This window comes from Bradyrhizobium sp. LMTR 3, from assembly GCF_001693485.1.
Taxonomy (GTDB): Bacteria; Pseudomonadota; Alphaproteobacteria; order Rhizobiales; family Xanthobacteraceae; genus Bradyrhizobium.
This window is the reverse complement of record NZ_MAXC01000023.1, coordinates 197,702-222,761: the sequence shown is the minus strand read 5'-3', so window position 1 is coordinate 222,761 and position 25,060 is coordinate 197,702. Positions and strand designations below refer to the sequence as shown.

At 63.1% G+C, this 25,060-nt stretch carries 25 protein-coding genes, 1 tRNA gene and 2 pseudogenes; 12 read left to right on the top strand and 16 right to left on the bottom strand.

All coding sequences use genetic code 11. From position 1 onward, the window contains the following. Positions 1-73: 73 nt before the first annotated feature. The 12 genes from LMTR3_RS18150 to aroA all read right to left on the bottom strand — a co-directional run bounded on the left by LMTR3_RS18150 (position 74) and on the right by aroA (position 12,016). On the bottom strand, positions 74-1,414 hold the full coding sequence (locus LMTR3_RS18150; RefSeq protein WP_065746404.1) for a bifunctional folylpolyglutamate synthase/dihydrofolate synthase: 1,341 nt from the start codon (positions 1,412-1,414) through the stop codon (positions 74-76). Further along, a complete protein-coding gene (gene accD, locus LMTR3_RS18145; protein ID WP_065746403.1) occupies positions 1,411-2,352 on the bottom strand; it encodes an acetyl-CoA carboxylase, carboxyltransferase subunit beta in 942 nt (313 codons plus the stop codon). Before accD ends, LMTR3_RS18150 begins: the two co-directional genes overlap by 4 nt. A 100-nt stretch (positions 2,353-2,452) precedes the next feature. Next, positions 2,453-3,289: a tryptophan synthase subunit alpha gene (gene trpA / locus LMTR3_RS18140; protein ID WP_065746402.1), complete on the bottom strand. Its 837-nt coding sequence runs from the start codon at positions 3,287-3,289 to the stop codon at positions 2,453-2,455. After that, complete coding sequence (gene trpB, locus LMTR3_RS18135; protein WP_065746401.1) at positions 3,286-4,503, bottom strand: tryptophan synthase subunit beta; 1,218 nt, start codon at positions 4,501-4,503, stop codon at positions 3,286-3,288. The genes trpA and trpB overlap by 4 nt, the downstream gene beginning before the upstream one ends. Beyond that, on the bottom strand, positions 4,500-5,159 hold the full coding sequence (locus LMTR3_RS18130; RefSeq protein ID WP_065746400.1) for a phosphoribosylanthranilate isomerase: 660 nt from the start codon (positions 5,157-5,159) through the stop codon (positions 4,500-4,502). Before LMTR3_RS18130 ends, trpB begins: the two co-directional genes overlap by 4 nt. A gap of 60 nt (positions 5,160-5,219) precedes the next feature. After that, positions 5,220-5,612, bottom strand: a complete 393-nt coding sequence (locus LMTR3_RS18125; RefSeq protein ID WP_065746757.1) for a LapA family protein — start codon at positions 5,610-5,612, stop codon at positions 5,220-5,222. 71 nt (positions 5,613-5,683) lie between these two features. Further along, on the bottom strand, positions 5,684-5,989 hold the full coding sequence (locus LMTR3_RS18120; RefSeq protein ID WP_028347897.1) for an integration host factor subunit beta: 306 nt from the start codon (positions 5,987-5,989) through the stop codon (positions 5,684-5,686). 171 nt (positions 5,990-6,160) lie between these two features. Beyond that, positions 6,161-7,141, bottom strand: coding sequence for a signal peptide peptidase SppA (gene sppA, locus LMTR3_RS18115; protein ID WP_065746399.1), 981 nt, complete (start codon positions 7,139-7,141; stop codon positions 6,161-6,163). A 335-nt stretch (positions 7,142-7,476) separates the two neighbouring features. After that, entirely contained in the window at positions 7,477-9,180 is a 1,704-nt protein-coding gene (gene rpsA, locus LMTR3_RS18110; RefSeq protein ID WP_065746398.1) for a 30S ribosomal protein S1, read from the bottom strand. Between the two features lie 429 nt (positions 9,181-9,609). Next, positions 9,610-10,242, bottom strand: coding sequence for a (d)CMP kinase (gene cmk / locus LMTR3_RS18105; protein WP_065746397.1), 633 nt, complete (start codon positions 10,240-10,242; stop codon positions 9,610-9,612). Position 10,243: 1 nt separating this feature from the next. After that, the gene (locus tag LMTR3_RS18100; protein ID WP_065746396.1) at positions 10,244-10,654 is read right to left on the bottom strand and encodes a hypothetical protein; all 411 of its coding nucleotides are present in this window, start codon (positions 10,652-10,654) and stop codon (positions 10,244-10,246) included. Between the two features lie 24 nt (positions 10,655-10,678). Beyond that, positions 10,679-12,016 (bottom strand): 3-phosphoshikimate 1-carboxyvinyltransferase, encoded by a 1,338-nt coding sequence (gene aroA, locus LMTR3_RS18095; protein WP_065746756.1) that lies wholly within the window; start codon positions 12,014-12,016, stop codon positions 10,679-10,681. Between the two features lie 143 nt (positions 12,017-12,159). Between aroA and LMTR3_RS18090 the strand changes: the two genes are divergently transcribed. The 4 genes and pseudogenes from LMTR3_RS18090 to LMTR3_RS18080 form a co-directional block, all read left to right on the top strand. Beyond that, positions 12,160-12,585, top strand: a complete 426-nt coding sequence (locus tag LMTR3_RS18090) for a TIGR02300 family protein (protein ID WP_065726216.1) — start codon at positions 12,160-12,162, stop codon at positions 12,583-12,585. A gap of 65 nt (positions 12,586-12,650) precedes the next feature. Next, positions 12,651-12,726, top strand: a tRNA-Ala gene (locus tag LMTR3_RS18085). A gap of 133 nt (positions 12,727-12,859) precedes the next feature. Further along, positions 12,860-13,037, top strand: a pseudogene (locus LMTR3_RS36575) (GIY-YIG nuclease family protein); the annotation flags it as partial. Between the two features lie 70 nt (positions 13,038-13,107). Next, positions 13,108-13,547, top strand: a pseudogene (locus tag LMTR3_RS18080) (IS5 family transposase); the annotation flags it as partial. Between the two features lie 18 nt (positions 13,548-13,565). Here the strand turns inward: LMTR3_RS18080 and LMTR3_RS18075 are convergent. Further along, positions 13,566-14,024, bottom strand: a complete 459-nt coding sequence (locus tag LMTR3_RS18075) for a MarR family winged helix-turn-helix transcriptional regulator (RefSeq protein WP_065746755.1) — start codon at positions 14,022-14,024, stop codon at positions 13,566-13,568. Between the two features lie 166 nt (positions 14,025-14,190). Here LMTR3_RS18075 and LMTR3_RS18070 point away from each other — a divergent pair, with 166 nt between their 5' ends. The 8 genes from LMTR3_RS18070 (at position 14,191) to LMTR3_RS18035 (ending at position 21,580) form a co-directional block, all read left to right on the top strand. Beyond that, a complete protein-coding gene (locus LMTR3_RS18070; RefSeq protein ID WP_065746395.1) occupies positions 14,191-14,616 on the top strand; it encodes an organic hydroperoxide resistance protein in 426 nt (141 codons plus the stop codon). Between the two features lie 174 nt (positions 14,617-14,790). Beyond that, a complete protein-coding gene (locus LMTR3_RS18065) occupies positions 14,791-15,987 on the top strand; it encodes a CaiB/BaiF CoA transferase family protein (RefSeq protein WP_065746394.1) in 1,197 nt (398 codons plus the stop codon). 271 nt (positions 15,988-16,258) lie between these two features. Then, positions 16,259-17,572 (top strand): sn-glycerol-3-phosphate ABC transporter substrate-binding protein UgpB, encoded by a 1,314-nt coding sequence (gene ugpB / locus LMTR3_RS18060; RefSeq protein WP_065746393.1) that lies wholly within the window; start codon positions 16,259-16,261, stop codon positions 17,570-17,572. 83 nt (positions 17,573-17,655) lie between these two features. Then, positions 17,656-18,537, top strand: coding sequence for a sn-glycerol-3-phosphate ABC transporter permease UgpA (ugpA, locus tag LMTR3_RS18055; protein WP_065746392.1), 882 nt, complete (start codon positions 17,656-17,658; stop codon positions 18,535-18,537). Next, positions 18,537-19,385, top strand: a complete 849-nt coding sequence (ugpE, locus tag LMTR3_RS18050; protein ID WP_065746391.1) for a sn-glycerol-3-phosphate ABC transporter permease UgpE — start codon at positions 18,537-18,539, stop codon at positions 19,383-19,385. Before ugpA ends, ugpE begins: the two co-directional genes overlap by 1 nt. 103 nt (positions 19,386-19,488) lie before the next feature. Continuing rightward, positions 19,489-20,574 (top strand): sn-glycerol-3-phosphate import ATP-binding protein UgpC, encoded by a 1,086-nt coding sequence (locus tag LMTR3_RS18045; protein ID WP_065746390.1) that lies wholly within the window; start codon positions 19,489-19,491, stop codon positions 20,572-20,574. Positions 20,575-20,835: 261 nt separating this feature from the next. Then, positions 20,836-21,261, top strand: coding sequence for an Hsp20 family protein (locus LMTR3_RS18040; protein ID WP_027538067.1), 426 nt, complete (start codon positions 20,836-20,838; stop codon positions 21,259-21,261). A gap of 52 nt (positions 21,262-21,313) precedes the next feature. Then, positions 21,314-21,580, top strand: a complete 267-nt coding sequence (locus LMTR3_RS18035; RefSeq protein ID WP_065746389.1) for a BQ00720 family protein — start codon at positions 21,314-21,316, stop codon at positions 21,578-21,580. A 277-nt stretch (positions 21,581-21,857) separates the two neighbouring features. On the opposite strand, the gene LMTR3_RS18030 is transcribed toward LMTR3_RS18035, so the two are convergent. From LMTR3_RS18030 to hpf, 3 genes are all read right to left on the bottom strand, one after another. Then, on the bottom strand, positions 21,858-23,546 hold the full coding sequence (locus tag LMTR3_RS18030) for a methyl-accepting chemotaxis protein (protein ID WP_065746388.1): 1,689 nt from the start codon (positions 23,544-23,546) through the stop codon (positions 21,858-21,860). A gap of 118 nt (positions 23,547-23,664) precedes the next feature. After that, a complete protein-coding gene (gene ptsN, locus LMTR3_RS18025) occupies positions 23,665-24,126 on the bottom strand; it encodes a PTS IIA-like nitrogen regulatory protein PtsN (protein WP_028347914.1) in 462 nt (153 codons plus the stop codon). A 233-nt stretch (positions 24,127-24,359) separates the two neighbouring features. Beyond that, positions 24,360-24,962 carry a ribosome hibernation-promoting factor, HPF/YfiA family gene (hpf, locus tag LMTR3_RS18020; RefSeq protein WP_065746387.1) on the bottom strand — a complete coding sequence of 201 codons (603 nt, stop codon included), beginning with the start codon at positions 24,960-24,962 and terminating at the stop codon, positions 24,360-24,362. Positions 24,963-25,060 lie beyond the last annotated feature (98 nt).

The following is a 25,060-nucleotide window of genomic DNA, read 5'->3' as shown; positions in this document are numbered from 1 at the left end:
TTCATAAGCAATCGATATTTTTTCCCGGGCGGCCGCTGGAAGCGATTCCAGCGGTCATTTAATTTTGGGAATACTATGCCGGCGGCGTGCCGTTGATGGCAAGCACATGGCCGACGAGATAGAGCGAGCCGGTGACCAGAATCCGCGGCGGCACTTCGTAGGCGAGACACGAGAGCGCGTGCAGCGCGGCTTCGACGCTTGCAGCATTTTCCACGCGCATGCCAAGCGTGCGCGCCGCATCCGCCAGCCGGTCCGTCGGCATCGCATTGTCGCGTCCGGGAATCGGCACCGCCACGATGTGCCGCGTCAGTCCTGCGAAATTGGCGAGAAACGCGCCGGCATCCTTGTTCCCCATCATGCCCGCAATCACCACCAGGGGCCGCGACACCCGCTCTTCGAGATCGCCTAGCGCGGCCGCAGCGACGCGGCCACCTTCCGCATTGTGTCCGCCATCGAGCCAGATCTCGCAGCCCTTCGGCCCCTGATCGACCAGTGCGCCCGAGACCAGCCGCTGCATCCGCGCCGGCCATTCTGCGCCAACGATGCCGGCCTCGAACGCCGCCATTCCGATCCTGAATGCCTCGATCGCACGCAGCGTGGCGATGGCAAGGCCGGCATTGTCGAATTGATGCCGCCCGAACAGCTTTGGTGCCGCAAGATCCATCAGGCCGCGCTCGTCCTGATAGACCAGCCGCCCGCGCTCGACACCGACATGCCATTGCTGCCCGGCAGCATATAACGGCGCGCGCATGCGGTTGGCCTGCGCCTCGATCACCGCCATCGCCTCCGGCGCCTGCTCCGCGCAGATCACCGGCGCACCGCGCTTGAGGATGGCGGCCTTCTCACCGGCGATCGCGGTCAGCGTGTTACCGAGAAATTCCGTATGGTCCATACTGACGGGTGTGATCACGGTCGCGACCGGCCGGTCGATGACGTTGGTGGCGTCGAGTCTTCCGCCGAGCCCGGTTTCCAGCAGCACGACATCGGCGTCATGCTCCGCGAACAGGCAGAACGCCGCCGCGGTCTCCATCTCGAAAATCGTGATCGGATCGCCCGCGTTGACCTGCTCGCAATACTCCAGCACCCGGCGCAACTCGGCATCATCAGCCAGCCGTCCACCGCCCTTCTCGCCCAGGCGAAAGCATTCGTTGATCCTGACCAGATAGGGTGAGGTGTAGACGTGCACGCGCAGACCGGCAGCCTCCAGGATCGCGCGCAGATAAGCGATCGTGGAGCCCTTGCCATTGGTGCCGGCGACATGGATCACCGGCGGCAACAGCCGCTCCGGATGATCGAGCCGCGCCAGCATGCGGTGCATCCGGTCAAGGCTGAGATCGATGCGCTTCGGATGCAAGGCAGACAGCCGCGCGATCAATTCACCGAGCGGCTGGGATCTGGCGGCAGGCAGGCTCACGCGTGGGGCGCAGCCGGCACCGCTTCGGGGGCCGAGACGATCTGGGCCGGGTCTGTGACCTCCGGCAAGGGCTTTGAGGCGATGTCAAGCGGCGGCGATTTGGTCAGCAGCCGGCACAGCCGCGCCAGCGTCGAACGCATCTCGTGGCGATGCACGACCATGTCGATCATGCCGTGGTCGAGCAGATATTCGGCGCGCTGGAACCCTTCCGGCAGTTTTTCACGGATGGTCTGCTCGATCACGCGCGCACCGGCAAAACCGATCAGCGCGCCGGGTTCGGCGATCTGCACGTCGCCCAGCATGGCGTAGGATGCGGTCACGCCGCCGGTGGTCGGATTGGTCAGCACCACGATGTAGGGCAGCTTTGCTTCCCGCAGCATCTGTACGCCGACGGTGGTGCGCGGCATCTGCATCAGCGACAGGATGCCTTCCTGCATGCGCGCGCCGCCGGAAGCCGCGAACACGATGAACGGCGACTTCTTCTCCACCGCAAGCTCGAGCCCGCGCACGATCGCTTCGCCCGCGGCCATGCCGAGCGAGCCGCCCATGAAATCGAAATCCTGCACCGCGATGACGACACCTGCGCCCTCGAGCTTGCCGTAGCCAACCTTGATGGCGTCGTTCAGCCCGGTCTTGGCGCGGGCGTCCCTGATGCGGTCGGCGTATTTGCGTTCATCGCGGAACTTCAGCGGGTCGGCCGTCACTTCGGGCAGCGCGATGTCGTACCAGGTCTCGTTGTCGAAGATCGACTTCAGCCGCGCCACCGCGCCCATGCGCATGTGGTAGTTCGAGCCGGGAATGACGAACTGATTGGCCTCGACGTCCTTGTAAAACACGAGCTGCCCGGAATCCGGGCACTTGATCCACAAGTTCTCCGGCGTCTCACGGCGCAGGATGCTGCGGATTTTCGGCCGGACGACATTGGTGAGCCAATTCATGGTTCGCTCCGAATGCGGTTAGACGCATCGACTGGATATATGGCGGCCGGCTCCAAGGCCGGCAAGCCGCTGTTAACGCCTATTTCCACGCAATTGTGGCTTATTCCGCAGCTTGCTTCGCGCCCCGGACGCCCTGCGCCAGCGACGCCACGACATCGGCCACGGCGGCCACCGTCTTGGCGGTCGCCTGCCCCTGGGCATCGAGGCTGTCGCGCAACGCATCGACCAGGGCGGTGCCGACCACGGCGCCATTGGCCTTCTCGGCAATCGCGCGCGCCGCCTGCGGGGTGCGGATGCCGAAGCCGACGCACACCGGAAGCTTGGTGTGGCGTTTGATACGGGCCACCGCATCGCCGACCACCTTCGAATCGGCCGCCGCAGCGCCGGTGATGCCGGTGATCGAGACGTAATAGACAAAACCGGAAGTGTTCGCGAGCACGGCGGGCAGGCGTTTGTCGTCCGTCGTGGGTGTCGCCAGGCGGATGAAGTTGAGTCCCGCCTCCAGCGCGGGAATGCAGAGCTCATCGTCCTCCTCCGGCGGCAGGTCGACGATGATGAGGCCATCGACGCCGGCGGTCTTGGCGTCGGAGAGGAACTTGTCGACCCCATAAATATAGATCGGATTGTAATAGCCCATCAGCACCAGGGGCGTGGTGTCGTCCTCCTTGCGGAAGCCGCGCACCATCTCGAGCGTCTTCCGCAGGGTCATGCCGCCCTTGAGCGCACGCAGACCCGCCGCCTGGATCGACGGTCCGTCCGCCATCGGATCGGTAAAGGGCATGCCGATTTCGATAATGTCGGCACCCGCCTTGGGCAGCGCCTTGATGATGTCGAGCGAAGTTAAGGGATCGGGATCGCCGGCCATCAGGAAGGTGACAAATGCCGAGCGGCCTTCTTTTGCGAGTTCGGCAAAGCGTGCGTCGATACGGGTGGTCACTGCTTCCTGCCTTTCAAGATCTCCGTGATCTGCGGAATGTCCTTGTCGCCACGGCCGGAAAGATTGACCACCATCAGATGGTCCTTCGGCCGCTTCGGGGCGAGTTCCGTGACCTTGGCGATCGCGTGCGCAGATTCCAGCGCGGGTGGAATGCCTTCCAGTCGCGACAGCAGCATGAAGGCGTCGAGCGCTTCGTCGTCGGTCGCGGAAAGGTAAGTGACGCGGCCGGTCTCGTGCAGCCAGGAATGCTCCGGGCCGATGCCGGGATAATCGAGGCCCGCCGAGATCGAATGCGCATCCTGGATTTGACCGTCATCGTCCATCAAGAGGTAGGTGCGGTTGCCGTGCAGCACGCCGGGCCGGCCGCCAGCGATCGAGGCGGCATGCAGTTGCGTCAGCCCATGGCCGGCCGCTTCGACGCCGAAAATTTCGACGGAGGGATCGTCGAGGAACGGATGAAACAAGCCCATGGCGTTGGAGCCGCCGCCGATGCAGGCGACCAGCGAATCCGGCAACCGGCCTTCGGCCTCCTGCATCTGCTTGCGGGTTTCCTCGCCGATCACCGACTGGAAGTCGCGCACCATCATCGGATAGGGATGCGGCCCCGCCACCGTGCCGATGCAATAGAAAGTGTCGTGCACGTTGGTGACCCAGTCGCGCAGCGCCTCGTTCATCGCGTCCTTCAGCGTGCGCGTGCCCGACTGCACCGGCACGACCTTGGCGCCCAGCATCTCCATGCGAAACACGTTCGGCGCCTGACGGGCGACGTCCACCGCGCCCATATAGACCACGCATTCGAGACCAAAGCGCGCGCACAGCGTCGCGGTGGCGACGCCGTGCTGGCCGGCGCCGGTCTCGGCGATGATGCGCTTCTTGCCCATGCGGCGCGCGACCATGATCTGGCCGAGCACGTTGTTCACCTTGTGCGAGCCGGTATGGTTCAGCTCTTCGCGCTTCAGGTAAATCCTGGCGCCGCCGAGATGCTCGGTGAGCCGCTCGGCGAAATAGAGCGGTGATGGCCGGCCGACGTAATCCTTGAGATAGCCGTTCATCTCGGCCTGGAACGACGGATCGGCCTTGGCTGCCGCATAGGCCTTTTCCAGATCGAGGATCAGCGGCATCAGCGTTTCCGCGACGAAGCGGCCGCCGAAATTGCCAAAATGCCCGCGCTCGTCGGGACCGGTGCGGAATGAATTGGGCAGGCGTTGATTCATCGGACCATCAATTCTTCGGTGGCGCGCGCGGCGCGAATGAAATGGCGGATCAGCTCGGGATCCTTGACGCCGGGCGCACTTTCCACGCCCGAGGATACATCGACGCCGGCGGCACGGGTAACGCGAATGGCGTCCGCGACATTGTCGGCGCTGAGCCCGCCGGAGACCATGAAGGGCAATTGGAGATCGAGCTTTTCCAGAACGTGCCAGTCGAACACGGTTCCCAACCCGCCAGGACGGGTAGCGCCCTTGGGAGCGCGAGCATCGAACAGGATGCGATCGGCAACGCTCGCATAGCCCGGCAGCGCGGCGAGATCGGCCGAGGTTTCAACGGCGATCACCTTCATGACCGGCAATCCGAATTTTTGTTTGATATCGCGCACCCGCGCGATGGTTTCCTTGCCGTGCAGTTGCAGCAGGTCCGGCTGCAGCGTCTCGGCGATATTTTCAAGCGTCGCGTCGTCGGCATCTACGGTCAACGCCACCTTGGCCGCGCGGCCCTTGGCCTGCCGGCCGAGCTCGCGCGCCGTCTGGAGGCTGAGATGACGTGGCGACGGAGCGAAGAACACGAATCCCACCATGTCGGCACCCGCATCGAGCGCTACCTCGAGCGTCTCGCGCGTGGACAGGCCGCAAATTTTGACGAGCAGGGACATGGTCTCTCGGGCACATATTTCGCCCCGTAACCGGCTGGAACAGGGCTGACGGGGCGGGTTCTACAACGTCGCGCCCTGCTTGTCTCGCCCGGTGGCCCCGTAGAAGCCATACTGGGACGGCGCCGGAAGCCGCTGCTGATGGCCCCGCGAAACCGCCGCCGCGGCCCGTAAATCGGCCGCTTCCGCCCTTGCCCGGCGGGCATCCGCCTCATGCTGGCGCGCCGCACGGCGCCAGTGGCGTTGGCGGAACCAGGTCGCCGTGCCGCCCGCCGCCACCCCCAGAATGGCCACCGTGATGATCACGGCAAACAGCGGCAAGCTCACCTTGATCGCCGGGTCGGTCGAATTGAAGGGATCGAACGATACCGTCACGAAATGGCGGTTGGCGACGGCGAAAATGACGAAGATCAGCCCTAAGGGAATGACGACCAGCGCCGTGAAGAACTTTCGCATGACCATTTCTCGCAGTGATGGAGAAAGGCGGGCACGAGGCCCGCAACACGGCTACCGATCGAAAAAATTGGTTACGCGCCGGCCTCGTGCGAGCCGTTGTCGCGGTTCAGCCGCTCGCGCATTTCCTTGCCCGTCTTGAAGAACGGGACGCTCTTCTGGTCGACCGGCACATGGGCGCCGGTGCGCGGATTGCGCCCCGCCCGCGCCGGGCGATGCTTGACCGAAAAGGCGCCGAAGCCGCGCAGCTCGACACGGTCGCCGCGCGCCAAGGCAGCGACGATCTCATCGAGGATCGCGTTCACAATGTTCTCCACATCCCGCTGATAGAGGTGCGGGTTGTGCTCGGCGATGCGCTGAACAAGTTCGGATTTGATCATCGAAGTTGGGGTCCGGGATCGTGCGGACTTCCATTTCCGTGAAAATGCCTTGCACTGTCAAGACGCTAATTCACTTTTGGGCAGCGCGAAATGGCGTGACAAACCGCCTGGAAGGGGTTTGTGACAATACCCGCAATGCGGGAGAATCTTGCGAAGGGCAGCCGCTGCGGTTCAGTTGGAGGCGGCGGGGCGCCACAATGCCAGCATGCCGTCGAGCGAGAGCTGATCGACCGCCTGGGCGACGCCGGCCTGCTCGATCTGGCGCGCGATGGAACTCAAACCGAGCGCATCGAACGCGATGGAAGCCGCCGTTCGCAGAAACGTCAGGTCGCCAAGTTGCGGATTCAGCTTGTAATCGCGTACCGGCAGATCTTTCTTGATCTTCTTCTCGGCGACCAGCCATGCAACGGCCGCCTTTTCATCGCCGAGCTGATCGACCAGTTTCAGTTCGACCGCCTGGCGGCCGGTGAAGACCCGTCCGTCCGCGACTTTTTCCAGAAGCGCCTCATCCATGCCGCGCCGCTCCTTCACCAGGCCGCGGAACCAGGCATAGGAATCCTTCACCAGCGCGTCGAGCGCAGCACGCGCTTCAGGACTGGTCGGCTCGAAACCATTGGGCGCAGCCTTTAACGGCGAGGATTTCACCTCCTCGACCTTGACGCCCACGGTCTTCATCAGCTCGGTGAAGTTCGGATATTGAAACAGCACGCCGATCGAACCGACCAGCGAGCTCTGCCGGGCGACGATATGATCGGCGGCCATCGCCGAGATGTAACCGCCTGACGCGGCCAGTCCCTCCACCACCACAACCAGCGGCTTCTTGGCCTTCAGGCGCACCAGCGAGTCGTAGAGTTGCTCGGAGCCGGCCGTGGTGCCGCCCGGCGAGTTGATGTGCACGATAACGGCGGCATGGCTCGATTTCTCCAGCCGCTCCAGCGCCTCGACGCGCTTCTGATCGCTGCGGATCAGCCCTTCGATATTGACGCGCGCGATCGATCCCGATGGCGTCAGGGCAGCCGGCCCGCCCGTTGTCGCGATTGCACCGGCTGTGATGATCGCCGCGATGGTCACCAGGCCAGCCATGATACGCCAGAATGTCAGCTTCCGGCGGATCCTGCGGCGATCGACGATCACGTCCGAATCGAGCGACATCGAAATTCTCCTGAAAACATCAGCCCGTTTTGCAGTCGCAGCGTGAGCGAAGCGTTACCTGATTACACCAATTGCGATGCAATATGAAGAAAGCAAGGCCCGTCTTCTTCCCTTCCCCCTTGTGGGAGAAGGTGGCATAGGCGGCCCATGGCCGCCGTCTCTTAGAACGCCGATGCTTCGCATCGGCTATGGCGCCGGAAGGGGTCTGGCTTCGCGGATAGAACCCCTCATCCGCCTTCGCTGCGCGAAGGCCCCTTCTCCCACAAGGGGAGAAGGAAAAACAAAAAGGCCCCGGTCGAAACCGGGGCCTGATGTCGCAGGCATTAAGCGAACGCTTACTTCTCGCGGTTCTTGAGCGCGGTGCCGAGAATATCGCCGAGCGTCGCGCCCGAATCGGAGGAGCCGTACTGCGCGATGGCTTCCTTTTCTTCGGCAACTTCCAGCGCCTTGATCGAGACCTGCACCTTGCGGGCCTTCTTGTCGAACTGAATCACGCGGGCATCGACCTTCTCGCCGATAGCGAAGCGTTCGGCGCGCTGATCGTTGCGGTCACGGGCCAGCTCGGAGCGCTTGATGAAGGTGGTGAAGTCGGTGCCCGAGATCTTCACCTCGATGCCGGCTTCCTTCACTTCCAGCACTTCGCAGGTCACGACCGCGCCCTTCTTGACGTCGCCAGGTTCTGCGAAGGGGTCGCCTTCGAGCTGCTTGACGCCGAGCGAGATGCGTTCCTTCTCGACATCGACGTCGAGCACCACGGCCTTGACCATGTCGCCCTTCTTGAAGTTGTCGATGACCTGCTCGCCCGGCAGCTTCCAGTCGAGGTCGGACAGATGGACCATGCCGTCGACGTCGCCGTCGAGACCGAGGAACAAGCCGAACTCGGTCTTGTTCTTGACTTCGCCCTCGACCACCGAACCGACCGGGAACTTCTCGACGAAGACTTCCCAGGGATTGCGCATGGTCTGCTTGAGGCCGAGCGAGATGCGGCGCTTGACGGAATCGACTTCGAGCACCTGCACTTCGACTTCCTGCGAGGTCGAAACGATCTTGCCGGGGTGCATGTTCTTCTTGGTCCACGACATTTCCGAGACGTGGATCAGGCCTTCGATGCCCGGCTCCAGTTCGACGAACGCGCCGTAGTCGGTGATGTTGGTGACGCGGCCGGTGAAGCGCGCGTTCAGCGGGTACTTCGCCTCGATGCCCTGCCACGGATCGTCCAGCAACTGCTTCATGCCGAGCGAAATGCGGTGGGTCTCGTGGTTGATCTTGATGATCTTGACCTTCACGGTCTGGCCGATGGTCAGCACTTCCGTCGGGTGATTGACCCGGCGCCAGGCGATGTCGGTGACGTGGAGCAGGCCGTCGATGCCGCCGAGATCAACGAACGCACCGTAATCGGTGATGTTCTTGACCACGCCGTCGATCACCTGACCCTCTTCGAGGTTCTGCACCAGCTCCTGGCGCTGCTCGGCGCGGGTCTCTTCCAGGACCGTGCGGCGCGACACCACGATGTTGCCGCGGCGACGATCCATCTTGAGGATCTGGAACGGCTGCGAGTTGTTCATCAAGGGAGCGACGTCGCGGATCGGGCGGATATCGACCTGCGAGCGCGGCAGGAAGGCGACAGCGCCGTCGAGGTCGACGGTGAAACCGCCCTTGACCTGGTTGAAGATGACGCCGTGGACCTTCTCGTTGTTGTTGAAGGCCTTCTCGAGCTTGCCCCAGCTTTCCTCGCGGCGCGCCTTGTCGCGCGACAGCACGGCTTCGCCGAGCGCATTCTCGATCCTGTCGAGGAACACCTCGACCTCGTCGCCGACCTTGAGATCACTTTCGCGGCCGGGGCCGGCGAATTCGCGCAACGCCACGCGGCCCTCGGTCTTCAGGCCGACATCGATGACGGCCATGTCCTTTTCAATTGCAACCACCTTGCCCTTGATGACGGAGCTTTCCTGCAGATTGCCGCCGGCAAAGGACTCGTCCAGCATCGCAGCGAAATCGTCGCGGGTCGGATTATAAGAAGCAGCAGTAGTCGAAGCCATTTGTTCTCCAATGCGGGATCTTGCCGGCCGTTCGGGTTAAAGGGCGCATCGTGCGTGAAGTGTCAGGGGTCCGCAAAACCCTGACGACCGCATTTGCGGAGGGCGCAAAAGCGGGCCGGCAGCATGCCTGCACGTTCGATACGTTTGATGTCGCGCATTCCGCAAAAGCGGGTACCGGTTCAGCGGAAGAGTGCGCGTAGCGTCAGAAATCCGGAGCCTGAAACGAGCATATCGACTTCAAGAACCTGGAGCGGGCTTTCCTCCAATGACGGCGGGAGGTTCAAACCTCCGGCCGGCCCGCTCGGACAGCCCTGATCTCATCGATGGCGGCCCGGATGGCCGTGGATATAGCCCCACGGGCCATTTTCGGCAAGCCGGAAATGCCCGATTTGCGGCCGTTTCAGGCCGCCGCGACGGGTCAAATCCTGGCTATTTCCGCTGGGCGCGGACGGCCTCGACGATGGCAATTGCGGCGCGAACGCCGGCCTCGATGTCGAGATTGGAATTATCCAGGACGTGGGCGTCATCGGCCGCTTTGAGCGGGGCGGCAGCGCGATTGCGGTCCCGTTCGTCGCGCTTGAGGATATCAGCCAGCACCAGCGCCTCATCGGCCTCCTCGCCCCGCGCGCGGGCTTCGAGCGTCCGGCGGCGGGCCCGCACCTGCGGATCGGCGACCACGAAAATCTTCACGTCGGCGTTCGGGCAGATCACGGTTCCAATGTCGCGCCCGTCGAGCACGGCGCCCGGCGGATCGGCCGCGAACTGGCGCTGAAAATTGACCAGCGCCTCGCGCACGCTGGGGATCGCCGAAACCACCGAGGCGGCATCGCCGATCCGTTGTGTCTTGAGCTCGGGATGTCCGAACTTCTCGGGATCAAGCTCCATCGCGACAGCGACCGCCCGCGCCTCGTCCGTCAGATCGAAACCGTCGTCCAGCAACGCCTTCGCGACCGCACGATAGATCACGCCGGTGTCGAGATGGCGATAGCCGTAGTGATGGGCGAGGCGTTTGCCGAGCGTCCCCTTGCCGGATGCCGCCGGTCCGTCGATGGCGATGATCATGTTACCTATGACCTGGATGGATGAGGGCCGCGCGCTCGTCGCAGCGCCGTTCTTCGGTGAAGATGTTGCGCGAAGCAAACTCGGCCGGGCTGCTGAAGGTCAGGTATTCGCGCATGGCATCGTCTTCGAAGCGGCAAGTATGCCATGGGCTATCGAGGTAGCGAGCCGACCCTGAGGTCCAAGCCGGCACCCGCCTCAACTTGTTCTGTTTCGCAAGGTATTCGGCTATCGCTCCGACCAAAGCGTCTAACCTCCTATTGCCAGTGAGCGCTGGTTCCTGCTCGATCGCCATGTAGCGCGCTTCGCTTGTAGGCGCGAGGTCAAACGTGTCGACGAACTCCGCGATCATCATGTCCTGCGGCTCGCCATTCTGAACTCGGTCGACAGCCTCAGCGAGCGTTTGCGGGCGCATCGGATTGCTCCTTCAGCTCCTTGCTCATGAAAACTCAGCTCCCAGCGAGCGCATCATCGGAATGAAATCCGGAAAGCTGGTGGCGATGAAGGCGGTGTCGTCGACCTTGACCGGCTTGTCGGCCGCAAGCCCCATCACCAGCGCGGACATGGCGATGCGGTGGTCCATGTGAGTGGCGACCAGGCCGCCGCCGGGCACGTGGCCGCGGCCCTCGACGATCAAATCATCGCCCGCGATCTCGACCCTGACGCCGTTGACGCGCAGCATGTCGGCGGTCGCCTCCAGTCGGTCGGACTCCTTGACGCGCAGTTCCTGCAGGCCGCGCATGATGGTGGTGCCCTCGGCAAAGGAGGCTGCGACCGCAAGCACCAGATATTCGTCGATCATCGAAGGTGCGCGCTCCGGCGGCACCTCGATGCCGCGCAGTTTTGAGGCGCGCACGCGCAGCCGGGCCATCGGCTCGCCGGCGTCGCCGCGAACCTCGCTTTCCTCGATGGCGGCGCCCATCTCGCGCAGCGTCGTGAAGAGGCCGGTGCGCAACGGGTTGGTCATGACGTCGGAGAAGGTCACGTCGGAGCCCGCGACGATCAGCGCCGCCACGATCGGAAATGCCGCCGAAGATGGATCGGCAGGCACCACGACCTCGGCGCCATGCAGTTCGGGCTGGCCGGTGAGCGCGATCTTGCGGCCGTGGCTGCCTTCCTTGACCGAGACGATATCTGCGCCGAAATGTTTCAGCATCAGCTCGGTGTGGTCGCGGCTGGCTTCCTGCTCGATGACGGTAGTGACGCCAGGCGCGGCAAGTCCCGCCAGCAGCACCGCCGATTTGATCTGTGCCGAGGCTACCGGCGTACGATACAGGATCGGCACGGGATCGCGGGCGCCATGCAGCGTCAGCGGCAGGCGACCGCCTTCCTTGGTTTCCCCGGCTTTGGCCCCCATCAGTTCCAGGGGATCGAGGATCCGGCGCATCGGGCGGGAGCGCAGCGAGGCATCGCCGTCGAACACGGCCGTGATCGGGCAGCCGGCCACAGCCCCCATCACCAGCCGACACCCGGTGCCGGAATTGCCGAAATCGAGCGGGGAGGCCGGCTGGGCGAAGCCGGCCACGCCCACGCCCCTGACCTGCCAGGCAAACGGCCCGGTTCGCTCGACCTGGGCGCCCAGCGCCTGCATCGAGTTGGCGGTATTGAGGACGTCCTCGCCCTCGAGCAGGCCGGAGATCCTGGTTTCGCCGACCGAAAGCGCCCCCAGAATGAGTGCGCGGTGCGAAATCGACTTGTCGCCGGGAACGCGGACTTTCCCGGCCAAGGGACCGCTGGCGCGGGATTCCAGCGGCGTCTGGGTGGTTGAATGGGTCAAGATGGTGGTCCTCTGCGGGGGCGGCAGTATCACATGGACCACACGGCGTCACGCGGCCCTCAAAAGCTTCAAAGTGCTATTGACACCGGCCCCTCAACTAGCCAAGTGAAGCACCGTTTTTCAGAATTTCCCAGGATCTACACGTGGCCAAATCCGATCTCGGAACCAAGCGTATTTGCCCGACGACGGGTAAAAAGTTCTATGACCTGAACAAGAGCCCGGTGATTTCGCCCTACACCGGCGAGGTCGTGCCGATTGCCCCGATCGCGCCGCCGCGGGCCGCCCGTGGCGATGCCGCGCGCGCTGCAGCCGCCGCGTCGGCTACCGCTGCCGCCGATATGCCGGAGGCCGCCGAGGCCGAAGAATTGGTCTCGCTCGAGGAGGCCGATGCCGAGGAGAACACCGGCAAGGTCAAGGCCGTGGTTCCCGAATCGGAAGACGATATCGAGATCGACGAGACCATCGAGGACGATGACGACGACGATTCTACCTTCATTCCGGACGAGGAAGAGGGCGATGAGGACGTTACCGACATCATCGGCGACGTCGGAGGTGACGAAGAGACTTGAGATCGGCCCTAAACTGTGGTTCAGGGTCGTTGCCCGCACGCCGAATTGAGGCGCGCGATTCTTAAGGGGCCATAGCTCAGCTGGGAGAGCGCTTGCATGGCATGCAAGAGGTCGGCGGTTCGATCCCGCCTGGCTCCACCACGCTTCGCCCTTCGGGCTTCGCGTGGCGCAGCCACGTGATGGCCGAAGGGCGAAGCGTGGTGCCCGGCGTAGCCCAAAGGGCGAAGACGGGCTGGTAGAGGTTTCAGTTCGCGCTTTCCGCGCGTGAGGAACGATGTGGTACGTCTACATCATCCGTAGCCTCGATTCCCCTGAACAGGAATACATCGGTGCAACCGCGGATTTGAAGCGGCGAATACCCGAACACAACGCCGGCATCCGCGCACACCGCAAAATTCAAGCCCTGGGAGTTGATTTGGTACTGCGCCTTTCCGGACAAGTACAAAGCGCTAGGTCGTGTGGACTCTTGGGATTCTCAAATCAGATGGAATGTGATTCAAGGCTTTCTTTTAGGAGAAAGCCTTGGGTGTCATGGATCGCCTCGTCCTGAGCGATGCACAATGGGATCGTATCTCCCGCCTGATCATCGGTCGACCGGACCAGCGCGGTTCGACAGGCCGCGACAACCGGATGTTTGTCGAAGGGGTGTTATGGATCGTGCGAACCGGTTCGCCGTGGCGTGATCTGCCCGAGGCGTTTGGCGAATGGAACAGCGTCTTCCGACGCTTCAGCCGATGGAGCGCCAAGGGGGTCTGGCTGCGCATGTTCGAAGCGCTCGCAGATGATCCGGACTTTGAATACCTGATCGTTGACTCCACCATCGTCCGCGCCCACCAGCACGCCAGCGGCGCAAAAGGGGGGCTCAAAATCAGGCCATCGGGCGTTCGCGCGGCGGCCTGACGACAAAAATCCATATGGCTGTCCGCGGCTTGGGTTGCCCGATCCGCTTCTTCCTAACGGCAAAACGCCTCTGATTCCCCCTACTCCCCCAGCACCGCATTCAACCGGTCGCGCAGCGCGACGATCTCGTTCTTCATCGCCACCAGCTCGCCGACCGAACAGGCCGACGCCGCCAGGATCGCCTGTGGCACAGCTCTCGCTTTCTCCCTGAGCGACTCGCCCTTTGCCGTCAGCGCGATCAGCACCTGCCGCTCGTCCTCGGTGCTGCGTGTCCGCTTGATCAGTTCGGCCGCCTCCAGCCGCTTGAGCAGCGGCGTGAGCGTGCCTGAATCCAGGAATAGCCGCTCGCCGATGTCTTTCACCGGCACGCCGTCGCGCTCCCACAGCACCAGCATGACCAGATATTGCGGGTAGGTCAGGCCGAGCCGGTCGAGCAGCGGCTTGTAGACGCGGTTGAACGCGTGCGCGGTGGAGTACACCGCAAAGCAGAGCTGATTATCGAGCCTCAGCGGCAGGTCGGCCGCGTGTTTTCTGGCCATCACAACCTCGTCAACGGGCGGCGCCCCTGCCCCGATTCGGAACCGTAAGCGCTTGATTTCAATTGCATACAATTAAATTGCGACCTCCGCAATAATTTTAATTGTGCACAATCTGATTGTGTGCAATAGATGATCCATCGAAACCGCAAATCAAGGGGAGACCGACATGTCCGTGAACGTGCTCTACAAGACCAGCGCCAAGGCCACCGGCGGCCGCGATGGCCACGCCGCCACCCTCGACGGCGCACTCGACGTCAAGCTCGCCACCCCGAAAGAACTCGGCGGCGGCGGTGGTGCCGGCAACAATCCCGAGCAACTGTTCGCGGCCGGTTATGCCGCCTGCTTCATCGGCGCCATGAAATTCGTCGCTTCGCAAGGCGGCCCGAAGGTTCCGGCGGACGCCTCGGTGACCTCCACCGTCGGCATCGGCCCGCGCTCGGCCGGCGGCTTCGGCCTCGATATCGAACTCGCCGTTTCGCTGCCCGGCGTTCCCAAGGCGGATGCGGAAGCCCTGGTCGCGAAGGCCCACCAGGTGTGCCCCTATTCCAACGCCACCCGCGGCAATGTCGACGTCCGCCTGACCGTCGTCTGACGACGATGCACGATGGCCCGCCGCTGATATCGGCGGGCCGTTCGCCCCGCGGAATTTTCGAGTTCGTGCTACGGCGGCCGCGTCATGCGCCTGTGCGCGGGACGCCATTGCCGCCGCGCCTGAAGACCGCTAGCTCAAAGCCTCCATTTCTCATCCTGAGCGAAGGTCTTCTCCATGAGTTCTCCCGGCGCAATGACCGGCCTGCGCGTGATCGATCTGACGCGCGTGCTTGGCGGCCCCTATTGCACGCAAATCCTCGCCGACCACGGCGCCGACGTGATCAAGGTCGAGCCGCCGGCCGGCGACGAGGTGCGCGACTGGGGCCCTCCGTTCCACGAGGAGGATGCGGCCTATTTCGTCGGCATCAACCGCAACAAGCGCTCGATCGGCCTCGACCTCGCGTCCGAAGACGGGCGCGCGGTGCTGATGAAGCTATTGGAGACGGCCGACGTCCTGATCGAGAATTTCAAGCCGGGCACGCTCGACAAATGGGGTATCGGCAACGACATCTTGCGCGCGAAGTTTCCAAGGCTGGTGCACTGCCGGATCTCCGGCTTCGGCGCCGACGGTCCGCGCGGCGGCAATCCCGGCTATGACGCGATCATCCAGGCCATGACCGGCATGATCGCGGCGACCGGCTCGCCCGAAAGCGGCCCGATGCGGATCGGCGTACCGCTGGTCGACATCACCACCGGGCTTTACGCGGCGATCGGTATCCTGATGGCGCTGTCGGAGCGGCAGTGTTCGGGGCTTGGCCAGTTTCTCGAAACCACGCTGTATGAAACCGGCCTTGCGATCATGCACCCGCACACCGCGAACTATTTCATGCATGGCAAGCCGCCGTCGCTCACCGGCAACGAGCACCCGAACCTCGTTCCTTACGCGATCTTTCCGACCAAGACCGACAACATCTTCATCGGCGTCGGCAATGACGGCACCTTCCGCAAGCTCGCCAGGGAAATCGGCAAGCCTGAACTCGGCACCGATCCGCGCTTTGCTCGCAACAAGGACCGTATCGCCAACCGCGAGGCGCTGCGCGCCGAGCTCGCCGCCGTGTTCAGCCAGCACGAGGCCGAACCGCTCTGCAATCGGCTGCTGGCGGCCGGCCTGCCGGCCGGTCCGGTGCAGAAGATCGACCAGGCGCTGACCAATCCGCATACGGTGCATCGTGGCGATATCATCGAGAAGGACTGGTACAAGGGCGTCGCCTCCCCGATCCGGCTGGAGCGGACCAAGCCCAGCCTGCGCCGCACGCCGCCGAAATTCAGCCAGCACACATCGGAGGTGCTGGGCGAGTTCGGCTATTCGAAGAGCGAGATCGAGGCGCTGGTCGCCAAGGGCGCAGTCTGCGGCTCCGAACGCAAGCGCTAAACGCCGTCACCCCTGCGAACGCAGGGGCCCATACGCCGCGGCGTCGCTTTGGGCGCTATGGTAGCCCGTCTGCTTCAACCACAAACGGCTGTGGTTATGGGCCCCTGCGTTCGCAGGGGCGACGGCTATCATTGGCGCCTTCGCCTATTTTCCGGCTTCCCCAGCCGCACGCTTTCCCACTAGCATCCTTTCGCTTATAGGGTCATTTGCACGTCATCCGACGCTGTTATCGCGCGAAACGAAGATGACGATCCCAACCTGGAGGAATTACATGGCATTTCGACAATTCGGCCCAGCCGCGGCAATCACTGCTGCGCTGGCGTTCGCAACACCTGCCCACGCTGTGACCGAGATCCAGTGGTGGCACGCCATGACCGGCGGCAACAACGACATCGTCAACAAGCTCGCCGAAGAGTTCAACACCAGCCAATCCGACTACAAGGTCGTGCCGTCCTACAAGGGCAGCTATCCCGACACCATGAACGCCGGCATCGCGGCGTTCCGAGCCGGCAACGCGCCGCACATCATGCAGGTGTTCGAAGTCGGCACCGCCACCATGATGAGCGCCACCGGCGCCATCAAGCCGGTCCACCAGCTCATGAAGGATGCCGGCGAGCCGTTCGACCCCAAGGCGTACCTGCCGACCATCACCGGCTACTACTCGACTTCGAAGGGCGAGATGCTGTCGTTCCCCTTCAACTCGTCGTCCATGGTGATGTGGATCAACAAGGATGAATTGAAGAAGGCCGGCGTCACCGAAATCCCGAAGACGTGGCCGGAAGTGTTCGACGCCGCCAAGAAGCTGAAGGCGGCGGGGCATGCGACCTGCGGCTTCTCCAACGCCTGGGCAAGCTGGGCGCATATCGAGCAGTTCTCGGCCTGGCACAACGTGCCGATCGGCACCAAGGCCAACGGCCTCGACGGTTTCGATACCGAGCTGAAGTTCAACTCGCCGCTGCACGTGAAGCATCTGCAGAACCTCGTCGATCTGCAGAAGGACAAGACCTACGACTATGGCGGACGCACCAGCACCAACGAAGCCCGCTTCGGCTCCGGCGAATGCGCAATCTTCCTGACCTCGTCGGGCTATTACGCCACCGCCAAGGGCACGGCCAAGTTCGACTTCACCTCGGCGCCGATGCCCTATTACCCTGATGTCGCCGGCGCCCCGCAGAACTCGATCATCGGCGGCGCGTCGCTCTGGGTGATGGGCGGCAAGAAGCCGGAGGAGTACAAGGGCGTCGCAAAGTTCTTCACCTTCCTGTCGGATACCAACCGCCAGGCCAAGCTGCATCAGGAGTCCGGCTATCTGCCGATCACCAAGGCGGCGTACGAGAAGTCGATCAAGGACGGCTTCTATGAGAAGAACCCGACCCTGCAGACTCCCTTGAAGGAACTCACCAACAAGGAGCCGACCGAGAACTCGCGCGGCCTGCGCTTCGGCAACATGGTGCAGATGCGCGACCTCTGGTCCGAGGAGATCGAGGCGGCGCTGGGCGGCAAGAAGTCCGCGAAGGAAGCCCTCGATGCGGCCGTCTCTCGCGGCAATGCCATGTTGCGCACCTTCGAGAAGACTGCAAAGTAGGCGAAGCTGAACCAGACTACCGGCGCTCCCTCCCGAATTGCGGGAGGGAGCGCTTGCATCACCGGTAAGACCGCGACGCCTGAATGGAAAAGTCCACCGTCTTCAACAACCGCCTGCTGCCTTATCTGCTGCTGCTGCCGCAGCTCGTCATCACGGTTGTCTTCTTCTATTGGCCGGCAAGCCAGGCGATCTGGCAGTCCTTCCTGCGCGAGGACGCGTTCGGCCTGGTCTCCGAATTCGTCGGGCTGGAAAATTATCAGGCCCTGTTCGCTCAGCCGGAATATTACCGGTCGATGCTGACGACGGTGATCTTCTCGACGCTGGTTGCGGCGCTGTCGCTCTCGATCGCGCTGTTGTTCGCGACCCAGGCCGACAAGAATCTGAAGGCCGCGCCCGCCTACAAGACGCTGATGATCTGGCCCTATGCGGTGGCGCCCGCGGTGGCCGGCGTGCTCTGGTTCTTCATGTTCCAGCCTTCGCTCGGCATGCTGGCGCGCCCGCTGCGCGGCATGGGTCTCGACTGGAATCCGCTGCTTAACGAGAACCACGCCATGATGCTGGTGGTGATGGCGTCCGTCTGGAAGCAGATCTCCTACAATTTCCTGTTCTTCCTGGCCGGCCTGCAATCGATCCCGAAAAGCGTGATCGAGGCCAGCGCCATCGACGGCGCGCGGCCGGTGCGCCGCTTCTGGACCATCATCTTCCCGCTGCTGTCGCCGACGACGTTCTTCCTGCTGGTGGTCAACGTCGTCTACGTCTTCTTCGACACGTTCGGCATCATCGACGCCGTCACCGGCGGCGGACCCGCCGGCGCCACCACCACCATGGTCTACAAGGTCTATGCCGACGGCCGTCTCGGTGGCGACCTCGGCGGCTCGGCGGCGCAGTCGGTCGTGCTGATGGTCATCGTGATCGCGCTGACCGCGATCCAGTTCCGCTATGTCGAACGCAAGGTGCAGTACTGATGGTCGAGCATCGCCCGCTCACCGATTTCATCGCCTACGCCATCCTGACGCTTGGCATCTTCATCGTCGCTTTCCCGGTTTATCTCGCGCTGGTCGCCTCGACCCATGACGCGGCGACCGTGGTCGGCGGCCACATGCCGGCTGTGCCCGGCAGCCGCACGCTGGAAAATTACTACCGCGCCATCTTCGTCGGCGGCTCGCGCACCAGCCGCGAGCCGGTGGCCAACATGCTGATCAATTCCTTCGTCTCGGCGATCGGCATTGCGGTGGGCAAGATCTTCATCTCGATCCTGTCGGCCTATGCGGTGGTCTATTTCCGCTTCCCCTTCCGCAAGACCGCGTTCTGGATCATCTTCATCACGCTGATGCTGCCGGTCGAAGTGCGCATCTACCCGACCTACAAGGTGGTCGCCGATTTGCGCCTGCTCGACACCTATGCCGGCCTGATCCTGCCGCTGATTGCATCCGCCACCGGCACGCTGCTGTTCCGCCAGTTCTTCATGACCGTGCCGGATGAACTCCTGGAAGCCTCGCGCATCGACGGCGCCGGCCCCTTCCGCTTCTTTTGGGATACGCTCCTGCCGCTGTCGGTGACGACCATGGCGGCGCTGTTCGTCATCCAGTTCATCTATGGCTGGAATCAATATCTCTGGCCGCTTTTGATCACGACGCAGGATTCGATGCAGACCATCGTGATCGGCATCAAGAAGATGCTGGTGGCGACCGACGAATTGGCCGAATGGCAGCTCGCAATGGCAACTGCGGTCCTGGCCATGCTGCCGCCGGTCGCGGTGGTCATATTCATGCAGCGGCTGTTCGTGCGCGGCCTGGTCCAGACGGAAAAGTGAATATGGCGAATAGCGAATGGCGAGTAGCGAATAGGATTTTTCGTTCCCCTCGTCGGCGCGCTCTCTTCTCTATTCGCTACTCCCTATTCGCTGAGAACACTTGATGGCTAATGTAACCCTCCGCAATGTCCGCAAAACCTACCTTGGTGGCTTCGAGGCCATCAAGGGCATCGACTTCGAGGTCGGCGACGGCCAGTTCTGCGTGCTGGTCGGCCCGTCCGGCTGCGGCAAATCCACGCTGCTGCGGATGGTCGCGGGGCTGGAGACCATCACCGGCGGCGAGATCGATATCGGCGGGCGCGTCGTCAACCAGATCGAGCCGGCCGACCGCGACATCGCGATGGTGTTCCAGAACTACGCGCTCTATCCGCACATGAGCGTCTACAACAACATGGCCTACGGCCTGCGCAACCGCGGCATGGCGGAGGGCGAGATCAAGACGCGCGTCGGGGAAGCCGCACGCATTCTCGAGCTCGGCGCAATGCTCGAACGCAAGCCGCGGCAATTGTCCGGCGGCCAGCGCCAGCGCGTGGCGATGGGCCGCGCCATCGTGCGGCAGCCAAAGGTTTTTCTGTTCGACGAGCCGCTGTCGAACCTCGATGCCAAACTGCGCATCGCCATGCGCGTCGAAATCCGCAAATTGCAGCGCCGGCTGTCCACGACATCGATCTACGTCACCCACGACCAGCTCGAGGCGATGACGCTGGCCGACATTCTCGTGGTGATGAACGGCGGCCAGGTCGAGCAGATCGGCAATCCGTTGGAGATCTACCAAAAGCCCGCCACCACCTTCGTCGCCTCCTTCATCGGCGCGCCGCCGATGAACCTGATGCCGCTGCGCTCCGAATTGAAATCGCAACTGGCTGGCGATGCCCGCGCCGCCGAAGCCGGCATCATCGGCATCCGGCCTGAGGACTTTGTGATTTCGAACCAAACGGTGTCCGGTGGCGTGGCGCTCGGCCTCACCGTGGAAGCGATCGAGCGCGTCGGCGCCGAGACCTTCGTCTACGGGACGAGGCAGCAGGAAATGCAGGGGGTAGCCGCCACGCCGGGCGAACTGCCGCCGGGGGAAATCATCGTGCGGATTCCCGGTGCCGTCGGTCCCGCCATCGGCGAGCGAATCAGGGCGGTCGCCGCGCCCGACAAGCTGCATCTATTTACCGCTGATGGAAGGAAGCGGTGTGAGTAGGTCATTCCGGGATGGTCCCAAGGACCAGACCCGGAATCTCGAGATTCTCGGGGCGCAAGGGGCGCCCCATAGTTCGGCGCTTCGCTTCGCCCCGGAATGACGGTGGAAAACCCCACCACCGGCGATTTACGCAGCGTTCAGAGGTGCTTGAACCCTCCCCAAATCACCCCCATATTCCCTCCTGACCGGACGGCAAGTCGGCCGGCCGGTTGAATGGGGCGCCGCAAGGGCCCCTCAAAGTCGCTTCGAGAGGACTTTGTGATGTCTCGTGTTCCTTCGTTATCAAGTCCGTTCCTGCTTGGGTTCGACGAAATTGAGCGTGCGCTCGATCGCGTCGTCAAAGGCGCCGACGGCTATCCTCCCTACAACATCGAGCGGTGTGACCGCGCCAACGGCCAGCCTGAACGGTTGCGCATCACACTGGCGGTAGCGGGTTTTACCCGTGACCAACTCGATGTGACCATTGAGGAAAACCAGCTCGTGATCCGGGGCCGCCAGCAGGACGACAAGGCCCGGCAATACATCCATCGCGGCATCGCCGCGCGCCACTTCCAGCGCACCTTCGTGCTGGCGGAGGGGATGCACGTGCTGGGCGCGGATTTGAAAAACGGGCTGTTGTCGATCGACCTTGCCAGGCCGGAGCCTGAAAGGGTCGTTAAGACAATCGCTATCAATGAGCACGAATAATAGTGGAACAAGGAGCGGACTCGACCGCTTAGTCTCCAGAGGAGTCGAGACCATGAGTGACATGAGTGTGACCTTCGAATCCGAAAAGGTTTCCGTTGAGGCGCTGGCCCATCTTGGTGAAGGCCATATCGCCTACGTGAAACAAGTTCGTTCCGAGGACGTGCCGGGACTGTTTCCGCAAGCGCCGAAAATCGCGCCAGGGCTGAAACTGTTCGCGCTGCATGCCGCCGACGGCACCCCGATCATGCTGACCGACAGCCGGGAAGCTGCGATCGCCAACGCGTGGAGCAACGAGCTTCAGGCGGTCAGCGTGCACTGACGCGGCTCTCGTCGCTGACGCAGCTATTGCTGCTGTCACTGACGAAGCCTCGCCGGCATCGCCTGATCTGATGCCGCGTGAATGCGAGAAGAGAGTTTCGGATACGCGGGCATCGCCCGCGTATCTTCGTTAATAGCAAATTCCAATCCGGCCAGAGCGTTTTCCAGCGAAAGCCTGCCCCGGACTTGATCCGGGGTGGACGCCGGTTCGCGTCAAGAAAACGCGTCAAAACAAGAATCTAGAGCCCGGTTCCGATTCAATCAGAACCGAAAAGGCTCTAGGCCGCGCGCACGGTCGAGAGGAATTTCTCCACTTCGCCCTTGAGATGATTGCTCTGTCCCAGCAGCGAGCGGGCCAGACCGTGCACATGCGTCGATGCCGCGCCGGTATCGGTCGCGCCGCGGTTGACGTCGGTGATGCTGCCCGCGACCTGTGTGGCGCCCTGCGCCGCCTGCTGCACGTTGCGCGAGATCTCCTGGGTTGTTGCGCCCTGCTCTTCCACCGCCGCCGCGATTGCCTGCGAGATTTCCGCGATGCGGCCGATCGTGCCGCCGATTTCCTGGATCGCCGACACCGACTGATTGGTCGCCGATTGCATCTGGCCGATCTGCTCGCTGATTTCCTCGGTCGCTTTCGCGGTCTGCGCGGCAAGCGCCTTGACCTCGGAGGCGACGACGGCAAATCCGCGTCCCGCCTCGCCGGCGCGCGCCGCTTCGATCGTGGCGTTCAGCGCCAGCAGGTTGGTCTGCTCGGCAACCGCGCTGATCATCTTGACCACTTCGCCGATCCGGCTGGCGGACTGGGCGAGATCGGCAATCCGCGCGTTGGTCTGCTCGACCTGGCTGACCGCCTCGCGGGATATCTTGTGCGAATCCTGAACCTGGCGGCCGATCTCAGACACCGACGAGGCCATCTCTTCCGCGGCTGCCGCGGCGGACTGCGCGTTGGCCGAGGATTGCTCCGATGCGGAGGCAACGGTTGCCGAGAGCATCTGGGTCACTTCGGCGGTCTTGGTTAGCTGTCCGGCCGATGATTCGAGTTCGGATGAAGCAGTCGATACGGTCTGGATGATCTTTCCAATCGCGGCATCGAAGCCATCGGCCATCTGCTGCATCGCGACCTTGCGTTCGCCTTCGGCCTTCGACTTCAGACTTGCCTGCTCCTGTTCCATCGACTGAACGCGCAGCGCGTTTTCCTTGAACACCTGAACCGCGCGCGCCATGGCGCCGACTTCGTCGTCGCGGCTGAGGGCCGGGACCGAGACAGAGAGATCGCCGCCGGCAAGACCCTTCATCACGTCGGTCATTGCGGCGATGGGGCGTATGACGCCGAATGCCACACCGAAAATGCCGGCGCCGATGACCAGAAATACCGCGGCCGAAACGCCCCACAGCACCCACGTGAACGTGCTCACGCGCCCCGTCGCCGCGACCTCCGTCGCCGCGTTCTGCTCGGTGGTCTGCTTGACGATGTCGTCGATGATGGCGCGGTGCGCGGTATAGCGTGCAGTGATCTCGGCATAGGATTTCGCCGCAGCCGTGCCGTCGCCCTTGGCGAGCGCAGGCAACAGGCCGTCCTGGATTGCGGTCCAGAAGCGGCGCACCTCGCTGTCGGATTTCTCGACCAGCTTCGTCTTCAGCACCGGATCGAGATCGGATTTGGTCCAGAAATCGTGCCGCTCGTCATATTCCTTCTTGAGCTGCGCAATCCTGTCGCGATGAGCCGAAAGCTTCGCGGGATCGTGCAGCACGAGGGTCGCCTCGAGATAGGCCTCGATGACATATTCGGGCGGCGGCAGGATGTCGGCGATGAGGTCGTTGCCGAGCTTGATCTGGCTATAGAGCGGGCCACCGACCTTGAGCTGCGACAGCGCATAAACGCTGGTGGCAATCACGGCACCGAGGCCTAAGGCGGTAACCAGTCCGAAAATCAAAATTGCGCGCGAAATCGTCAGGCGCAGCGTCATGGCAATGTTCTCCGGGCAAAATGGAAAAAATCCCAGCACCCGAAATAACCGCTATTTAGCTTAAAATTGCGTTTAACCTGTTCTCTACCGAAAAGAGAAACACCGCTCCTAAGGGAATCTAGGCTGCGCTGGCCGGCGGCAGCGCCAGCACCGAATAAATCGCCTGGGCGTCGCGGGAGGCGCGGAGCTTCTTGGCGACGTCCTGATCGCGCAACAGGCGCGCGATCCGCGCCAGTGCCTTCAAATGATCGGCGCCGGCGCCTTCCGGGGCCAGCAGCAGGAAGATCAGGTCGACCGGCTGGCCGTCCATCGCCTCGAAATCGATCGGGCGTTCCAGACGGGCGAACAACCCGAACAGCTTTTCCAGTTTCGGCAGTTTGCCGTGCGGAATGGCGACGCCATAGCCCACCGCGGTGGTGCCCAGTTTCTCCCGCTGCAACAGCACCTCGAACACCGAGCGTTCGTTCTGGCCGGTGAGGGCTGAAGCACGCGCCGCCAGCTCCTGCAGCGCCTGCTTCTTGCTGATGACCTTCAAAGCGGGGAGAATCGCCTCGGGTGCGACCAGATCGGTAATCGTCATGGGGCGTTCCGAGGTGAATTAAACCGTCAGGTTGCGAGGATAGGTTCTAGAACCGGGGCGTCAAGAAGATGAGACGGAGGCGGGGTTAAGCCCGGGTCCCGATTTGCACGGCTTCTACTCCAACGCGCGCGCGGTGCCAACTCCCGAGGGGCCAGTTCCTGCACCCCAATGCTTAAAGCGCGGCGGACCATAGGGAGGGCCAATGGGGGCGTCAATGCCATCGGGCATAGATCTCAGGGGGTAACCGAGGGAGGATCGATCCAGCCGACATTGCCGTCCGGCCGACGATAAATGATGTTCACCCGGCCGCTGGACCCGTGCTGAAACACGATGCAGGCGGCTCCCGTCAGATCGAGTTCCATGACCGCCTCGCTGACCGAAAGCCGTTTCAGCGACGTGGTCGCCTCCGCGATGATGACGGGGCTATAGGATGTGACCTCCTCCTCGCCTCCCGCCGGCGCCTCGATCACATAGCTCGGCGCATCGAGCACCGGGCTATCGATCTCGGCCAGCGCCGCGGAGGCCGCATAGGCCTTGCGGGCCGAGCGGTCCTTCAGCCGGCTCTTGTAGCGGCGCAGGCGCTTCTCGATCATCAAGAGCGCCTGGTCGGCGCTGGCATAGGCATCGGGAGCATTGGAATCGGCCTCCAGCGTAATCCCGGAGTCCAGATGCAGTGCGCAATCGGTGCGGAAGCCGAAGCCGTCCTTGCTCAGCGTGATGTGGCCGGAATAATTGCCATCGAAATATTTCCGCAGGACCTCATCGGTGCGCTCGTTGACGCGCGAACGAAGCGCCTCGCCGATGCTGATGCTCTTCCCGGAGATTCGAAGGGTCATTTGATGCCTCGCTTGATGCCTCGACTGCTCTGGTTTTTGGAGGGTGAATCCTGTCGATGTACCCGTAGCCTCCCCTTCATGGATCATACTCTGGCGGG

Excerpts from the sequence above, each read along its gene's own strand:
- accD (WP_065746403.1), bottom strand. The coding sequence starts at position 2,352 with ATGAATTGGCTCACCAATGTCGTCCGGCCGAAAATCCGCAGCATCCTG.
- trpB (WP_065746401.1), bottom strand. The coding sequence starts at position 4,503 with ATGAATCAACGCCTGCCCAATTCATTCCGCACCGGTCCCGACGAGCGC.
- LMTR3_RS18130 (WP_065746400.1), bottom strand. The coding sequence starts at position 5,159 with ATGTCCCTGCTCGTCAAAATTTGCGGCCTGTCCACGCGCGAGACGCTC.
- LMTR3_RS18125 (WP_065746757.1), bottom strand. The coding sequence starts at position 5,612 with ATGCGAAAGTTCTTCACGGCGCTGGTCGTCATTCCCTTAGGGCTGATC.
- LMTR3_RS18120 (WP_028347897.1), bottom strand. The coding sequence starts at position 5,989 with ATGATCAAATCCGAACTTGTTCAGCGCATCGCCGAGCACAACCCGCAC.
- sppA (WP_065746399.1), bottom strand. The coding sequence starts at position 7,141 with ATGTCGCTCGATTCGGACGTGATCGTCGATCGCCGCAGGATCCGCCGG.
- rpsA (WP_065746398.1), bottom strand. The coding sequence starts at position 9,180 with ATGGCTTCGACTACTGCTGCTTCTTATAATCCGACCCGCGACGATTTC.
- cmk (WP_065746397.1), bottom strand. The coding sequence starts at position 10,242 with ATGATCATCGCCATCGACGGACCGGCGGCATCCGGCAAGGGGACGCTC.
- LMTR3_RS18100 (WP_065746396.1), bottom strand. The coding sequence starts at position 10,654 with ATGCGCCCGCAAACGCTCGCTGAGGCTGTCGACCGAGTTCAGAATGGC.
- LMTR3_RS18075 (WP_065746755.1), bottom strand. The coding sequence starts at position 14,024 with ATGGCCAGAAAACACGCGGCCGACCTGCCGCTGAGGCTCGATAATCAG.
- LMTR3_RS18070 (WP_065746395.1), top strand. The coding sequence starts at position 14,191 with ATGTCCGTGAACGTGCTCTACAAGACCAGCGCCAAGGCCACCGGCGGC.
- LMTR3_RS18065 (WP_065746394.1), top strand. The coding sequence starts at position 14,791 with ATGAGTTCTCCCGGCGCAATGACCGGCCTGCGCGTGATCGATCTGACG.
- ugpB (WP_065746393.1), top strand. The coding sequence starts at position 16,259 with ATGGCATTTCGACAATTCGGCCCAGCCGCGGCAATCACTGCTGCGCTG.
- ugpA (WP_065746392.1), top strand. The coding sequence starts at position 17,656 with ATGGAAAAGTCCACCGTCTTCAACAACCGCCTGCTGCCTTATCTGCTG.
- ugpE (WP_065746391.1), top strand. The coding sequence starts at position 18,537 with ATGGTCGAGCATCGCCCGCTCACCGATTTCATCGCCTACGCCATCCTG.
- LMTR3_RS18045 (WP_065746390.1), top strand. The coding sequence starts at position 19,489 with ATGGCTAATGTAACCCTCCGCAATGTCCGCAAAACCTACCTTGGTGGC.
- LMTR3_RS18040 (WP_027538067.1), top strand. The coding sequence starts at position 20,836 with ATGTCTCGTGTTCCTTCGTTATCAAGTCCGTTCCTGCTTGGGTTCGAC.
- LMTR3_RS18035 (WP_065746389.1), top strand. The coding sequence starts at position 21,314 with ATGAGTGACATGAGTGTGACCTTCGAATCCGAAAAGGTTTCCGTTGAG.
- LMTR3_RS18030 (WP_065746388.1), bottom strand. The coding sequence starts at position 23,546 with ATGACGCTGCGCCTGACGATTTCGCGCGCAATTTTGATTTTCGGACTG.
- ptsN (WP_028347914.1), bottom strand. The coding sequence starts at position 24,126 with ATGACGATTACCGATCTGGTCGCACCCGAGGCGATTCTCCCCGCTTTG.
- hpf (WP_065746387.1), bottom strand. The coding sequence starts at position 24,962 with ATGACCCTTCGAATCTCCGGGAAGAGCATCAGCATCGGCGAGGCGCTT.